General features: G+C 61.0%; 11 protein-coding genes and 1 pseudogene. 5 read left to right on the forward strand and 7 right to left on the reverse strand.

The genetic code is table 11. From position 1 onward, the window contains the following. The first annotated feature begins 67 nt into the window (after positions 1-67). On the forward strand, positions 68-478 hold the full coding sequence (locus tag ACZ89R_RS21590; protein WP_218397348.1) for a response regulator: 411 nt from the start codon (positions 68-70) through the stop codon (positions 476-478). Positions 479-755: 277 nt separating this feature from the next. Here the strand turns inward: ACZ89R_RS21590 and ACZ89R_RS21595 are convergent, their stop codons facing one another. Next, positions 756-1,610: a MaoC family dehydratase gene (locus ACZ89R_RS21595; protein ID WP_429544639.1), complete on the reverse strand. Its 855-nt coding sequence runs from the start codon at positions 1,608-1,610 to the stop codon at positions 756-758. 2 nt (positions 1,611-1,612) lie between these two features. After that, a complete protein-coding gene (locus ACZ89R_RS21600; protein WP_429544638.1) occupies positions 1,613-2,965 on the reverse strand; it encodes a 3-oxoacyl-ACP reductase in 1,353 nt (450 codons plus the stop codon). Between the two features lie 171 nt (positions 2,966-3,136). Here ACZ89R_RS21600 and ACZ89R_RS21605 point away from each other — a divergent pair, with 171 nt between their 5' ends. Beyond that, entirely contained in the window at positions 3,137-4,414 is a 1,278-nt protein-coding gene (locus ACZ89R_RS21605) for an acetyl-CoA C-acetyltransferase (protein WP_063341659.1), read from the forward strand. A gap of 14 nt (positions 4,415-4,428) precedes the next feature. On the opposite strand, the gene ACZ89R_RS21610 is transcribed toward ACZ89R_RS21605, so the two are convergent. After that, a complete protein-coding gene (locus ACZ89R_RS21610) occupies positions 4,429-5,457 on the reverse strand; it encodes a bile acid:sodium symporter family protein (RefSeq protein WP_429544637.1) in 1,029 nt (342 codons plus the stop codon). Between the two features lie 84 nt (positions 5,458-5,541). Between ACZ89R_RS21610 and ACZ89R_RS21615 the strand changes: the two genes are divergently transcribed. Continuing rightward, on the forward strand, positions 5,542-6,333 hold the full coding sequence (locus ACZ89R_RS21615) for an AraC family transcriptional regulator (protein ID WP_429544636.1): 792 nt from the start codon (positions 5,542-5,544) through the stop codon (positions 6,331-6,333). Between the two features lie 90 nt (positions 6,334-6,423). Here the strand turns inward: ACZ89R_RS21615 and ACZ89R_RS21620 are convergent, their stop codons facing one another. Together ACZ89R_RS21620 and ACZ89R_RS21625 are read right to left on the reverse strand one after the other, a co-directional pair. Then, positions 6,424-7,191 carry a methyl-accepting chemotaxis protein gene (locus tag ACZ89R_RS21620; RefSeq protein ID WP_371858212.1) on the reverse strand — a complete coding sequence of 256 codons (768 nt, stop codon included), beginning with the start codon at positions 7,189-7,191 and terminating at the stop codon, positions 6,424-6,426. Positions 7,192-7,281: 90 nt separating this feature from the next. After that, positions 7,282-8,370: pseudogene (locus ACZ89R_RS21625) on the reverse strand (cache domain-containing protein); the annotation flags it as partial. A gap of 442 nt (positions 8,371-8,812) precedes the next feature. Between ACZ89R_RS21625 and ACZ89R_RS21630 the strand changes: the two are divergent. Both ACZ89R_RS21630 and ACZ89R_RS21635 read left to right on the forward strand, forming a co-directional pair. Continuing rightward, complete coding sequence (locus tag ACZ89R_RS21630; protein WP_007907116.1) at positions 8,813-9,706, forward strand: PA4780 family RIO1-like protein kinase; 894 nt, start codon at positions 8,813-8,815, stop codon at positions 9,704-9,706. Between the two features lie 209 nt (positions 9,707-9,915). Then, a complete protein-coding gene (locus tag ACZ89R_RS21635) occupies positions 9,916-11,130 on the forward strand; it encodes an MFS transporter (RefSeq protein ID WP_429544635.1) in 1,215 nt (404 codons plus the stop codon). Here the strand turns inward: ACZ89R_RS21635 and cueR are convergent. Together cueR and ACZ89R_RS21645 are read right to left on the reverse strand one after the other, a co-directional pair. Further along, complete coding sequence (cueR, locus tag ACZ89R_RS21640) at positions 11,084-11,497, reverse strand: Cu(I)-responsive transcriptional regulator (RefSeq protein WP_007907120.1); 414 nt, start codon at positions 11,495-11,497, stop codon at positions 11,084-11,086. The two genes, ACZ89R_RS21635 and cueR, sit on opposite strands and share 47 nt — an antisense overlap. Next, positions 11,494-13,887, reverse strand: a complete 2,394-nt coding sequence (locus tag ACZ89R_RS21645) for a heavy metal translocating P-type ATPase (protein WP_429544634.1) — start codon at positions 13,885-13,887, stop codon at positions 11,494-11,496. The genes cueR and ACZ89R_RS21645 overlap by 4 nt, the downstream gene beginning before the upstream one ends. Between the last annotated feature and the right edge of the window lie 87 nt (positions 13,888-13,974).

Raw genomic sequence — 13,974 nt, forward strand, 5'->3', positions numbered from 1 at the left:
CGACAGCTTGCTAACCTGCCAGGGCGGTTCTAACGTCAACGCTTAGTCCATTGCAGGTGGTTTATCCATGAATGCTCCCGCGCTGCCACGCCAACAGCTGCTTCTGGTCGATGATGAGGAGGATGCGTTACTGGAACTGGCCGAGTTGCTGGAGGGCGAGGGCTTTACTTGTTTTACGGCAACGTCGGTCAAACTCGCCCTTCATCATTTGACTTGTCATCCTGATATTGCACTGGTGATTACTGATTTGCGGATGCCGGAGGAGAGTGGCATGTCGTTGATCAAGCGGTTGCGTGAGCATACGGCTCGTCAGCATTTACCGGTGATTGTGACGTCGGGGCATGCGGATATGGAGGATGTGAGTGATATGTTGCGGTTGCAGGTGCTGGATTTGTTTCGCAAGCCGATTTATCACGTGCGGTTGTTGGAGACGTTGAATAATTTATTTCCGCAGCCGCGGGATTTGGTCAGTTCCTGATCTACGGTCTAGAGCAGAAAACAGATCAAAAGATCGCAGCCTTCGGCAGCTCCTACAGGCGAAACGCATCGTCCGTGTAGGAGCTGCCGAAGGCTGCGATCTTTTGATCTTGGCGGCCTGACAACCGACCAGTCTCTCTCAGACATACGCCGACCACTGCCGACCACTGTAGGAGCGAGGCTTGCTCGCGAAGGCGGCGTGTCAGGCGATATCAATGTTGAATGTTAGAAAGCTTTCGCGGGCAAGCCTCGCTCCTACAGAGCGACGGATGTAGCAATCAGGCAACAGGCCGCCACTGCCCCACCATATGCTCAATCTCCCCCGCACCCATCAACTGAAAATCCCCGCTGGACCCCGCCGCGCTGGACATCAGCGTCACTTCACTGGGAAGGCGCACCGGTTTCCTGAACTGCACCGCAATCTCGACGTTGGCCGTCGGCAAATGATCGGTCAGGGCTGCCAGCGTACGCGCCTTGTTCCACAGGCCATGGGCGATGGCGCTAGGGAAACCGAAGAGCTTCGCGCTGATCGCACTCAGGTGGATCGGGTTGTAGTCTCCGGACACCTTGGCGTATCGGCGGCCAATGTCCGTGGGTGCTTTCCAGTGGGCCACTTCGGTCAACGACAGCGTCGATGCAAACGCTTCCTCGACCGGCTCGCCTTCCAGTTTGACGCCGCGACAGAGCATTTGGCTTTCAGCCTCCCACAGCGGCCCCAACTGATCGTCGAGTGTCGTCACCAAATCGAACGTCGCCCCCTTGGCATGAGGTTGCAGGTTCTGCACGTTCACGCTGACCCGCACCCGGTGTACGCCGCCCATGGGGCGCAAGACGCGGATGCGATTGCTCAAGTGAATCAGCCCCAGCAGCGGGAAAGGAAACGCTTTGGCGGTAAGCAATTGCATCTGCAAGGCAAACGCCAGGATGTGTGGATACGTCGGTGGTAGCAGCCCGTTGTCGGCGAAACCACAGACCTTGCGATAAGCCTCCAGGCGTTTCGGATCGACATTGACCCAGCAGTGATAACCCAGGTCAGGCAGCGTGGTGCCGGTGATTTTGCGGCGCGTTGCCGCCTTCACATACAGCGTTTGCAGGCCCGGTTCGCTATCGAGTGTTTGCCAGTGGGTGGTCATGGTCAGGCTCCCAAAACGCTTTGCCCGCAGACGCGCAACGCCTGCCCGGTAAACGCTCCGGTGCCCGGTTGTGCCAGCCAGGCCACGGCTTCGGCGACGTCTTGCGGCAGGCCGCCCTGGCCCAGCGAACTCATGCGCCGCCCGGCTTCGCGCAGGCCGAAGGGCAGGTGCGCGGTCATTTGGGTTTCGATGAACCCTGGCGCCACGGCGTTGATGCTGATGCCGCGCTCACTCAGCAGCGGCGCCCAGGCCTGGGCCAGGCCGATCAGCCCGGCCTTGCTCGCGGCATAATTGGTTTGCCCGCGATTGCCGGCGATGCCGCTGATGGACGCCAGCAGGATCACTCGGCCGTTGTCGCGCAAGGTGCCGCTGTCGAGCAACGCCTTGGTCAGCACTTGCGGCGCGTTGAGGTTGACCGCCAGCACCGCGTCCCAGAATTCCGGGGTCATGTTGGCCAGGGTTTTGTCCCGCGTAATGCCTGCGTTGTGGACCACGATGTCGATGCCGTTGGGCAAGTGTTCGATCAATTGCGCGGCGGCGTCTTCGGCGCAAATGTCCAGCGTGATGCCGCGCCCGCCGAGGCGTGCGGCCAGGGCCTCGAGATCGTTTTTGGCCGGTGGCACGTCGAGCAGGATTACCTCGGCGCCGTCGCGGGCCAGGGTTTCGGCGATCGAAGCGCCGATGCCGCGCGCCGCGCCCGTCACCAGAGCCTTGCGCCCTGACAAGGGGCGACTCCAGTCCATCACCTGCGCCTCACACGCCTTCAAGCGAATGACTTGTCCGGAAATGAACGCGCTTTTGGGCGAGAGGAAAAACCGCAGTGGGCCTTCCAGTTGATCTTCGGCACCTTCGCCGACATAGATCAGCTGCAACGTGCCGCCGCTGCGCAGTTCCTTGGCCAGCGAACGGCTGAAACCTTCAAGGGCGCGTTGGGCACTGGCGGCGAACGGGTCGCTCAAGGTCTCCGGCGCCCGGCCAAGAATCACCACATGCGCATGGTGATCGAGGTTTTTCATCAGCGGCTGGAAGAACTCGCGCAGCTGTTTCAATTGATCGACCTGCACCAGATCGCTGGCGTCGAACACCACGGCTTTGAGTTTCTGGCCGTGGCCGGGAATCCACGCAGTGGCCAGGGTCGGATCGGTGCCGTAGCTGTAAATCGTGTCGGTCAGGCGGTTGGCGAGAGTGCTGACTTTTTCCGCCAGTGGGCCACCGCCAATCAATAGCGCCCCCTCGATAGGCCGCAGCCGGCCTGCTTGCCAGCGTTCCAGTCGTACCGGCGACGGCAGACCCAGGGCACCGACCACACGATGGCCGATGGACGAATTGGCGAAGTCGATATAGCGGTCAGACATGGATCACGCTCCAGCAGCTGGGGTTAAAAGTGTGGACCAGGAATGGCAATTAGTCGTTCGACCCACGAGATACGGCCTACGCTTGATCATTGCAGGTTAGTTTGAGATTGGGTTTAGCAGGACTTTCAGCAAATGGTTTGGTGTTCATAGTTGATTTAAAGGAGCTTTTTCATGACTCAGCTGCGTCGCGTCGCGATTATCGGTGGTAACCGTATCCCCTTTGCCCGATCCAACGGGCCGTACGCCACTGCCAGTAACCAGGCGATGTTCACCGCAGCGCTGGAAGGCTTGATCGAGCGCTATAACCTGCACGGTGTGCGCATGGGTGAAGTGGCGGCTGGAGCGCTGCTCAAGTATTTGCGTGATTACGGCCTGACCCGCGAATGCGTGCTCGGCTCGCGGTTGTCGCCGATGACGCCGGCCTATGACATCCAGCAAGCCTGCGGCACGGGGCTGGAGGCGACGTTGTTGGTGGCGAACAAAATCGCCCTGGGTCAGATCGAATGTGGCATTGCCGGCGGCGTCGACACCGCCTCGGACGTGCCGATCGGTGTCAACGAAAGCCTGCGCAAGATCCTCTTGCAAGCCAACCGCGCCCGAAGCACCGCCGACAAACTGAAAACCTTCCTGCAACTGCGTCCCCGCCACTTGATGCCCGACTTTCCAAGCATCGGCGAGCCGCGCACCGGCCGGTCGATGGGCGAACACTGTGAAATGATGGCCCAAACCTGGAGCATTCCGCGTGACGAGCAGGATCAGCTGACCCAGCAAAGCCATCAGAAGCTGGCCGCGTCCTACGCCGAAGGCTGGCATAACGATTTGATGACGCCGTTCCTCGGCCTGACCCGGGACAACAACCTGCGCCCGGACCTCACCCTGGAAAAACTGGCGTCACTGAAACCGGCCTTCGAGAAAAGCGCCAAGGGCACCCTGACCGCGGGCAACTCCACGCCACTCACCGATGGCGCGTCGGTGGTGCTGCTGGGCAGTGAAGAATGGGCGAAAGAGCGCGGCTTGCCGATCCTCGCCTATTGGCGTGACGGCGAAGCGGCGGCGGTGGATTTTGTCAACGGTGCCGAAGGCCTGCTGATGGCGCCGGCTTATGCCGTGCCGCGGTTACTGGCGCGCAATGGCCTGACCTTGCAGGACTTCGATTACTACGAAATCCATGAAGCGTTTGCCGCGCAAGTGCTGTGCACGTTGAAGGCCTGGGAAGATCCGGCGTTCTGCAAAACCCGCCTCGGCCTCGACGCGCCGCTGGGCTCTATCGATCGCAGTCGGCTCAACGTCAAAGGCAGCTCACTGGCCGCCGGGCATCCGTTTGCCGCCACCGGTGCGCGCATCGTCGCCAACCTGGCGAAGCTGCTGGACGCGGCGGGCAAGGGCCGAGGGTTGATCTCGATCTGCGCAGCGGGCGGTCAGGGCGTGACGGCGATTATCGAGCGCTGATTGCTGATTGCTGATTACTGGGGGTTGAGCAGTGCCGCGCGTTGCTGCGCGGCCAGTTCCCGGTTGCGGTTGGCATAACCCTCGGCCATCACCGAGCAGACGATCAGCTGTAACGGGTGATAGATCATGATCGGCAGCAGGATCAAGCCAAGGCCGGGGTTGGCGCCGAAGATCAGCGCCGCCATCGGTGCGCCGGCCGCCAGGGATTTCTTGCTGGCGCAGAACACCGCGGCAATCTCATCGGCAGGGCTGAACTTCAGCACCCGAGCGGTGCGGGTGGTCATCCACAGGATGATTGCCAGCAAAATCGCACTGCCCATCAGTGCAGTCAGAATCACGCTGTTGCCCTGTTGCTGCCACATCCCCGACACCATCGAGTTGCAGAACGCCGAGTACACCAACAGCAGAATCACCAGTTTGTCGGCGATGTTGGTGTAGCGCTTGTGCCGAGCGAAAAACTTGCCCAGTAACGGCCGCAGCAATTGCCCGAGCACCAGCGGCAATAGCAGCATGGCGCACAAGTCGAGCAGGGTTGCACCGAGGTCGATACCGCCCGCGCCGCTGCCGACCACGAAACTCACCAGCAACGGTGTCAGAAAAATCCCCAGCACGCTGGACAGGCTCGCGTTGAGAATCGCTGCCGGTACGTTGCCGCCCGCGCTACCGGTCAGGGCCACGGATGAGGAAATGGTCGAAGGCAGGGCGCAGAGGTAGAGGAAGCCGAGCATCAGCAGTGAGGGGATGTGCGAACCCAGCAGTTTGTCGCTCAGCAGCCAGATCAACGGAAACACCGCAAAGGTGAAGGCCTGAACCATCACGTGCAGCTTCCAGTTCTTCAGCCCGTGGCGGATCTGCTCGCTGGAGAGGTTGACCCCATGGAGGAAGAACACCAGAAACACGCCGATGTTAATCACATACTCCGCGTGCATCCCGCCGCCGGTGGCGCCGAAGGTCGGGAAAAAATACGCCAGCAGCGTGGCGAGCAGCATGCCGCACAAGAACCAGTCGGTGACCACGCGTTTGAGGTGTTTGAAGGCATGCATGATGGGCACCGAATACGTTTGTAAGAATTGATGACTTAGCCTAACGTCGGCTCCATCAGCCGTCTTGCGACATAAGGCCAATCAATGCCGACTAACGGACAACTTTCCCTCGAACGCACCATCCCGGCACTGACGGCGTTGCCGCGTCCGTTGTATGCGCGGGCGGAAAGTCTGAGCGCCGGTTCATGGACGTCGCCGCATCGTCACGATTGGGTGCAGTTTTCCTACGCCATCAGCGGCGTTCTCGGTGTGCATACCGCCGAGGGCAGCTTCTTTGCGCCGCCGCAGTGGGGCATCTGGATTCCGGCGGATCTCGAGCATCAGGTCGTGACGTCGATGCGTGCCGAGATGCGTAGCCTTTACGTGCGCCGCGAGGATTGCGAATGGGCGGAGGGGCGTTGCCGAGTGCTGGAAGTCACGCCATTGGCGCGGGAGTTGATCAAGCGCTTTTGCCTGCTTCCCGTGGAATATCCACAGGGCGACAGCCAGGAAGCGCGATTGGTGGGCGTGCTGCTGGATCAGTTGGCGAGTCTGCCGGAGGTGGGGTTTTCCCTGCCGCTGCCCCGGCATGAACGTTTGCTGGGTTTATGCAACGAGCTGATCGACAGCCCTGAACGCGATGCGACCTTGCAGGAATGGGCCGAGCGTTTGGGTACGTCGGAGAAAACCCTGATGCGCTTGTTCCAGCGTGAAACCGGGTTGAGCTTCCGCGGTTGGCGCCAGCGCATGCGGCTGCTGTCGTCGCTGAGTTTGCTGGAGGAGGGGAACAGCGTGACCAATGCCGCGCTGTCTTGTGGGTATGACTCGACGTCGGCGTTTATTGCGGCGTTCAAGGGGTTGTTCGGGTTTACCCCCGGGGAGTTGTTCAAGCAGTGACGACGCCAAAAGATCGCAGCCTTCGGCAGCTCCTACAGGATGTACGCCGATCCTCTGTAGGAGCTGCCGCAGGCTGCGATCTTTTGATCTTTAGGTTCTGAACCGCCGAACCAACCCATCCAGCTCATTCGACAACCCCGCCAGGCTCTGCGAGTCCAGGCGTGCCGAGTTCGCCAGTTCTGCCACCAACTGCGCATCGCCATGAATCTGGCTGATGTGGCGATTGATGTCTTCTGCCACTTGATGCTGTTGCTCCGCCGCCGTGGCGATTTGAGTGTTCATGTCGCGAATCACATCCACCGATTCACGAATCTGCCCGAAGCTGCTGCGCGCCTCGCCGATACGGGTCACCGATTGCTGAGACACTTCCAGGCTCGCATGCATCTGCTGCGTCACTTGGCTGGTACGCTTGGCCAGGTTACCCAGCAGGCCGTCGATTTCCGCCGTGGAATCGGCAGTCCGTTTGGCCAGGGCGCGAACTTCATCCGCTACCACCGCAAAACCACGACCCTGTTCACCGGCCCGGGCCGCTTCGATGGCGGCGTTCAGCGCTAGCAGGTTGGTCTGTTCAGCGATGGAGCGAATGGTCCCGAGGATCGACTGAATGTCGTTGCTATCGCGCTCAAGCTGTTGCATCGATTGCGCCGACTGTTCGATTTCCTGGCTCAAGCGATCAACACTGCTCACTGCGGCATCGATCTGCTGCTGACCTTCGCGCGCCTGGCGCTGGCCGCTGTCGGCCGACTCGGCAGCCTGGCTGCAGGAGCGTGCGACTTCGTTGGCGGTGGCGACCATTTCGTGGAACGCCGTGGACACCATGTCCACCGCTTCACGTTGGCGCCCGGCGGCTTCGGCCATGTGGCTGGACACCTGCGTCGAGCTCTGGGAGGTGGCGAGGATCTTGGTCGCGGCGCCGCCGATGCTTTGAATCAGGTTGCGAATCGCCGCCAGAAACTGGTTGAACCAGTTGGCCAATTGAGCCGTTTCGTCGCTGCCACGGATTTGCAGGTTCTTGGTCAGGTCGCCTTCACCTTGGGCGATGCCTTCCAGACCACTGGCCACGCTGCGGATCGGCCGCACGATCAGGCTGGCGAAACTGGCGCCGACGATGGCGAAGAACACCGCCAGTACCGCCGCGATGATCGCGATCAGCCAGGTCAGTTGAGTGGCCGAACTCATCACGTCGGTCTGCTTGATCAGGCCGATAAAGGTCCAGCCCAGTTGTTCCGACGGCCAGACGTTGGCCATGTAGCGCTCGCCATTGAGCTCGACTTCCACCAGCCCTTTGCCGGCCTTGGCGAGTTGCGCGTAGCCGTCGCCGAGACTGGTCAGGGCTTTGAAGTTGTGTGCTGGTTGCTTCGGATCGACCAGCACCGTGCCGGTGTTTTCCACCAGCATCAGGTAGCCGGTTTCGCCGAGTTTGATCTGTTTGACGATTTCGGTGAGCTGCTTGAGCGTCACGTCGATACTGACCACGCCGCCGTTGGTGCCCAGTTTGTTGTCGATGGTGCGCACGGTGCTGACGTAAGTCGCGTCATCCTGAGCCCAGTAATAGGCCTCGGTGCGAAATGGTTTGCCGGGTTTGGCCTGCGCGGCTTTGTACCACGGGCGCTGGCGCGGATCGTAATTGCTCAGCTTCGCATCGTCCGGCCAGGACACGTAACCGCCCGCCGCCGTACCGAGGATGGCGTAGGCGTAGGCCGGGTGGCTGTTGCCAAGGTCCTGGAGGAGGGCGAAAACCTTTTTGTCCGACTCGCCTTGGGGAATACTTTCGGCGTTGGCGCTCATGTAGGTCTTGAGGCTGTCGTCGGAGTTCTTGATCAGCGGTTGGGTGGCCAGGTAATCGACGTTCTGGCTGATGCCGTCAAAAAACAACTGCATGGCATTGCTGACCTGACGAATCTCGCGGCCGCTGCCGTCGACAAAATTATCCTTGGCATCGCTGCGCAAGTTCAGCACTACGAGGGTGGCGACCAGTACCACGGGCAAGCAGGCGATGATTGCAAACGCCCAGGTCAACTTCTGTTTGATGTTCATCCGCGCTCCAGTTTTTTCTTGTAGGCCCACGCAGTGCAGATGACTCGCGGATTATTGGCAGCCGAAAACGTTCGATACCCCGATCCTTGAGTGCGCCCTCGTTATCATTGTCGGCGATTGTCGGACAATTCCTTTTCTCTCTAATGACTTCGGCTGAGGAACGTGGAAATTGAGGCCTGTTGAGAAAAATCCGGCGAAGGGTAGGGGCTCGGTGTCAGATTCTGTCGCAAATGCCCTTGTAGCCCTTCGTCAACAAGTGGCGCAGGCTCAGCTATGATCTTGAGCGGTTGATGAGTTGTGTCTGATTAATCCGGCACATTGTGTGCTTCTTGATGTTCATGGGAACGTTCATAGGTCGGCAACCCCTCCCGCGAATGAGTGGATTGCCGTATAACGAATGACTTTCGCGTGTTTGGTAATAAAGGACCCACAATAAAAGCTGATGAAGACTCCAAAACGCATTGAACCCCTGATCGAGGACGGTCTGGTCGACGAGGTGCTGCGCCCACTCATGAGTGGTAAAGAAGCAGCTGTTTATGTGGTGCGCTGCGGCAACGAGCTGCGTTGTGCCAAGGTCTACAAGGAGGCGAATAAACGCAGTTTTCGTCAGGCGGCCGAGTATCAGGAAGGCCGTAAGGTGCGCAACAGCCGGCAGGCTCGAGCGATGGCCAAGGGCTCCAAGTTCGGCAAGAAAGAAACCGAAGACGCCTGGCAGAATGCCGAAGTGGCGGCGTTGTTCCGCCTGGCCGGTGCCGGTGTGCGAGTCCCCAAGCCGTATGACTTCCTCGAAGGCGTGCTGCTGATGGAGCTGGTGGCCGATGAGTACGGCGATGCCGCGCCGCGTCTGAACGATGTGGTGCTGGAGCCGGACCAGGCGCGCGAATATCACGCGTTTCTGATTTCGCAGATCGTGCTGATGCTGTGTACCGGTCTGGTGCATGGTGACCTGTCCGAGTTCAACGTGCTGCTGACGCCGACCGGCCCGGTGATCATCGACCTGCCGCAAGCGGTGGATGCGGCGGGCAACAACCACGCGTTCAACATGCTGGAGCGGGACGTGGGCAACATGGCGTCGTACTTCGGTCGTTTTGCACCGGAGTTGAAACGCACCAAGTACGCCAAGGAAATGTGGGCATTGTACGAAGCGGGCACTTTGCACCCGGCCAGTGTGTTGACCGGCGAGTTCGACGAGCCGGAAGAGCTGGCAGACGTCGGTGGGATCATGCGCGAGATCGAGGCGGCCCGTCTTGATGAAGAGCGTAAGCAAGCGATCCGCGCTGCGGACGACGCGCCACCGAGCAAAGCCGAAGAACCGCCTCCACCCTGGATGCAGTGATCGGTTGACCCAAAACCCGGCTTCGGCCGGGTTTTTCACGCCTGCTTGGCTCTGAATCTCCAGACACTGGAAATTAACTGTGTGCGAGCCTGCTCGCGATGACGGCAGCACCCTCAACATCAATGCCACCTGACAGTCCGCTATCGCGAGCAGGCTCGCTCCCACATACTGGCGTCACTCGAAGCACCCCCCACACTCAAGGACTGAATGTGAACTCCACCCGCAATGCCCAACTGATCATCGCCGCCCGGCTGATTTCGGACTTCGGCGCTTTCCTCAACATGGTTGCCCTGGCCACCTACGTCTACCTGCTTAGCAACAGCGCGATGAGCGTCGGGATCTTCCTCGCCAGCCGTGTAGCCGGGGGGATTTTTGCCAGTTTGATCGGCACCCGGTTCTATCGCCGCTGGGCCGGGCGTCTGCCGCTGATTGCCTTCGACCTGCTGCGCGCCGGTTTGCTGGGCCTGCTGTTGGTGCTACCGGTCACCCAACAAGCGCTGCTGTTACCGCTGATCGCGTTCGGCCTGGGGTTCGGCAATTCGATGTTCGCCATCGGCCTCAACAGCCAATTGCCGCACATGATCGATAAGGCGCAACTGCTCACGACCAACGCCTGGATAACCTCTGCATCGTCTGCGGCGATGGTCGGTGGGAGTCTGGTGGCGGGATTGTTGGTGGCGGGGTTTGGCTTTGAAACGGTGTTTGCCCTGAACGTGGCCACTTACCTGTTGGCGGCGTTGTTGATTGTGCCGCTGCGGTTTTCCAGACCTGCATCCAGTGATGAACCCCTTCACCAACAAGGCGAATGGTCAGCCCTGCGTCAGGGTTTGCGCACGACGCCAGTTTTGGCGGCGATGCTGGCCGTTGCGATGGCCGATACGCTTGGCAGCGCCGCGCACAACGTCGGCCTCCCGATCATTTCAAAACTGCTGACACCCGAGTCGGCCAGCACCACCCTGGGCCTGATGCTGGCGGTCTGGGCCATAGGAAAACTCATCGGAGCGCGGATCGCCAGTCGCCTGAAAGGTACGGACAACGCGCACCTGGAACGGCGATTCTTCTTCGGCGTGTTGCTGATGTCCTGCGGCTTCATCCTGATGTTCCAACAGCAAACCCTTTACGGCTTGCTGCTGTTTTCGTTGCCCGCAGGCTTGGGCGACGGGTTCTCGGAAGTCGGCCTGATGTCGCGCCTGCAACGTGAACCGGACAACCTGCGCCTGCCGATTTTCAGCTTTCTGACGCTGCTGCAAATGACCGGGTTCGGCGTTGGCATGTTGATCGCCGCGCCGTTCTATTCCTGGTGGACGCCGGGTGCGGTGGTGTTGTTGTTCCATGGCATTCCCCTCACCACGTTGCTGGTGGTAAAGGGGTTGACGCTCAGGAATGGGCGGGTTCGGCGCAGCAGCCCGACGCCAGCTCCTTGAGGATCGGGCAGTCCGGACGGTGGTCGCCGTGGCAATGTTCTACCAGGTCTTGCAGGGTGTCGCGCAGTTGGCCGAGTTCACGAATCTTCTGGTTCAGCTCGTCGATGTGCTGACGGGCCAGCGCCTTCACATCGGCGCTGGCTCGCTGACGGTCCTGCCAGAGGGTCAGGAGTTTGCCGACCTCTTCCAGTGAGAAACCCAAATCCCGAGAGCGCTTGATGAACGCCAGGGTGTGCAGATCGTCGTCGCCATAGACCCGATAGCCACTGTCGGTGCGATGGGCCGCCTTGAGCAGGCCGATGGATTCGTAGTAACGAATCATCTTCGCGCTCAGACCGCTCTGGCGGGCCGCTTGGCCAATGTTCATCGGTTGTCCTCCAGGTCTTTGGGTTTCCAGGTTTTCAACAGTAACGCATTGCTGACCACGCTGACGCTCGACAGCGCCATGGCGGCGCCGGCCAGCACCGGGTTGAGAAAGCCGAACGCCGCCAGTGGCAGGCCGATCAGGTTATAGACGAAGGCCCAGAACAGGTTTTGGCGAATCTTCGCGTAGGTCTTGCGGCTGATCTCCAGCGCCGCCGGCACCAGCCGTGGATCGCCGCGCATCAGGGTGATCCCGGCCGCGTGCATGGCGACGTCGGTGCCGCCACCCATGGCGATGCCGATGTCTGCCGCGGCAAGGGCCGGTGCGTCGTTGATGCCGTCGCCGACCATTGCCACCACACCGGTTCTTTTCAGTGCGGCGACGGTGGCGGCTTTGTCCGCCGGCAATACTTCGGCGTGGACATCGCTGATGCCCAGCGCCTCGGCGACCACCTTGGCGCTGCCGCGGTTATCGCCGGTCAGTAAGTGGCTGCTAATGTTCCGTGCGCTTAAGCGTTGCACTGCTTGCAAGGCGCCGGGTTTGAGCGTGTCACCGAAGGCGAACAGGCCGAGCACTCGCGGTTCAGGGCTTTGTTCGATCAGCCAGGACAGGGTCCGGCCTTCGGTTTCCCAAGTGGTTGCGGAGTCAGCCAATGGCCCGGCGCTCAGGCCACTTTCTTCCAGCAGGCGCCGATTGCCCAAAGCCAGTCGCCGACCATCGAGACTGCCGGCAATGCCGCGTCCGGTCAGCGATTGACTGTCGCTGACATCAGCCACGGTCAGGCCGCGCTCGGTGCAGGCATCCAGCACCGCCTTGGCCAGCGGGTGTTCACTGCCGCGTTGCAGCGCACCAGCCATTTGCAGCAAGGCGGCTTCGTCACCTTCGAGGGCACTCAGGTGCGCGATGCGCGGCGTACCTGACGTCAGCGTGCCGGTCTTGTCGAACACCACGGCGCTGACTTCATGAGCGCGCTCCAACGCTTCGGCGTCCTTGATCAAAATCCCGTAGCGCGCCGCCACACCGGTGCCGGCCATGATTGCCGTCGGTGTGGCCAGCCCCAGTGCGCAAGGGCAGGCGATCACCAGTACCGCAACCGCGTTGATCAATGCGGTTTCCAGTGGCGCGCCGTACAGCCACCAACCGAGCAGGGTCGCCAGGGCGATCAGCAGAACCACAGGCACGAACACCTGGCTGACTTTATCCACCAGTTTCTGGATCGGTGCTTTCGCCGCCTGCGCGTCTTCGACCAGGCGGATGATCCGCGCCAGCACGGTTTCTGCGCCGAGCGCCAAGGTTTGAACCAGCAACCGACCTTCGCCATTGATGGCGCCGCCGGTGACCTTGTCGCCCGGTTGTTTTGGCACCGGCAGGCTCTCGCCGCTGATCAGTGCTTCGTCGGCGTGGCTCTGGCCTTCCACAACGATGCCATCCACCGGGAAGCGTTCGCCGGGCTTGACCATGACCAGATCGTTGAGGCGCAAAGCGCTGATCGCAACGTCCTGCTCGCGGCCATCGATCACCTGAATGGCTCGCTCCGGACGCAAGGCTTCAAGGGCGCGGATGGCGCTGGCGGTCTGGCGCTTGGCGCGGCTTTCCAGGTATTTGCCCAATAGCACCAGCGCGATCACCACTGCCGAGGCTTCGAAATACAGGTGCGGCATGCGACCGGCAGCGGTGGCCCACTCGTAAACGCTTAGGCCATAGCCGGCGCTGGTGCCCAGGGCTACCAGCAAATCCATGTTGCCGGCACCTGCGCGCACGGCTTTCCACGCAGCGACATAGAAGCGCGCGCCGAAGATGAACTGCACTGGGGTGGCCAACGCAAACTGCACCCATGCCGGGAGCATCCAGTGCACACCGAAAGGTTGCAGCACCATCGGCAGCACCAGTGGCAAAGCGAGGGCGATGGCCGCCAGCAAGGCCCAGCGTTCGCGATGCAGGCGTTGCTGTTGAATGTCGGCTTGCGGGTGTTCGACTTCCCAGACGCTGGCGGAGTAACCGGCTTTGGTCACGGCGTCGATCAGGGTTTGCGGATCGACCAGGCCGAGCAGTTCGAGGTGCGCACGTTCGTTGGCCAGGTTAACGCTGACACTCTTCACGCCCGGCACCTTGGTCAGCGCCCGTTCGACGCGACCGACGCAGGACGCGCAAGTCATGCCGTCGATGCTCAATTCCAGGGTCTGCTGTGGCACGCTGTAACCGGCCTGCTGCACAGCCTCCATCAAGGCCGGCAGGCTGTCGCTGGGCGCTTGAACCCGGGCCTGTTCGGTGGCCAGGTTGACGCTGACGGCCGTGGCGCCGATGACTTTGCTCAAGGCACGCTCGACACGTCCGGCGCAACTGGCGCAGGTCATGCCGGCAATCGGCAGATCGAAAGTGGTGGATTCGGACATCGGTCACGCTCCCTGTAGAAATTACCTACAGGATCAACCTTGCCATGCGGGCAAGGTCAAGCGCCATGTTTCAGATCAAAAGATCGC

Source organism: Pseudomonas sp. TE3728 (assembly GCF_056279145.1).

What these genes read in the sequence shown, in the direction of transcription:
- ACZ89R_RS21595 (WP_429544639.1), bottom strand. Translation starts at nt 1,610, where the DNA reads ATGACCACCCACTGGCAAACACTCGATAGCGAACCGGGCCTGCAAACG.
- ACZ89R_RS21630 (WP_007907116.1), top strand. Translation starts at nt 8,813, where the DNA reads ATGAAGACTCCAAAACGCATTGAACCCCTGATCGAGGACGGTCTGGTC.
- ACZ89R_RS21605 (WP_063341659.1), top strand. Translation starts at nt 3,137, where the DNA reads ATGACTCAGCTGCGTCGCGTCGCGATTATCGGTGGTAACCGTATCCCC.
- cueR (WP_007907120.1), bottom strand. Translation starts at nt 11,497, where the DNA reads ATGAACATTGGCCAAGCGGCCCGCCAGAGCGGTCTGAGCGCGAAGATG.
- ACZ89R_RS21645 (WP_429544634.1), bottom strand. Translation starts at nt 13,887, where the DNA reads ATGTCCGAATCCACCACTTTCGATCTGCCGATTGCCGGCATGACCTGC.
- ACZ89R_RS21600 (WP_429544638.1), bottom strand. Translation starts at nt 2,965, where the DNA reads ATGTCTGACCGCTATATCGACTTCGCCAATTCGTCCATCGGCCATCGT.
- ACZ89R_RS21590 (WP_218397348.1), top strand. Translation starts at nt 68, where the DNA reads ATGAATGCTCCCGCGCTGCCACGCCAACAGCTGCTTCTGGTCGATGAT.
- ACZ89R_RS21615 (WP_429544636.1), top strand. Translation starts at nt 5,542, where the DNA reads ATGCCGACTAACGGACAACTTTCCCTCGAACGCACCATCCCGGCACTG.
- ACZ89R_RS21620 (WP_371858212.1), bottom strand. Translation starts at nt 7,191, where the DNA reads ATGGCCGAAGCCGCCGGGCGCCAACGTGAAGCGGTGGACATGGTGTCC.
- ACZ89R_RS21610 (WP_429544637.1), bottom strand. Translation starts at nt 5,457, where the DNA reads ATGCATGCCTTCAAACACCTCAAACGCGTGGTCACCGACTGGTTCTTG.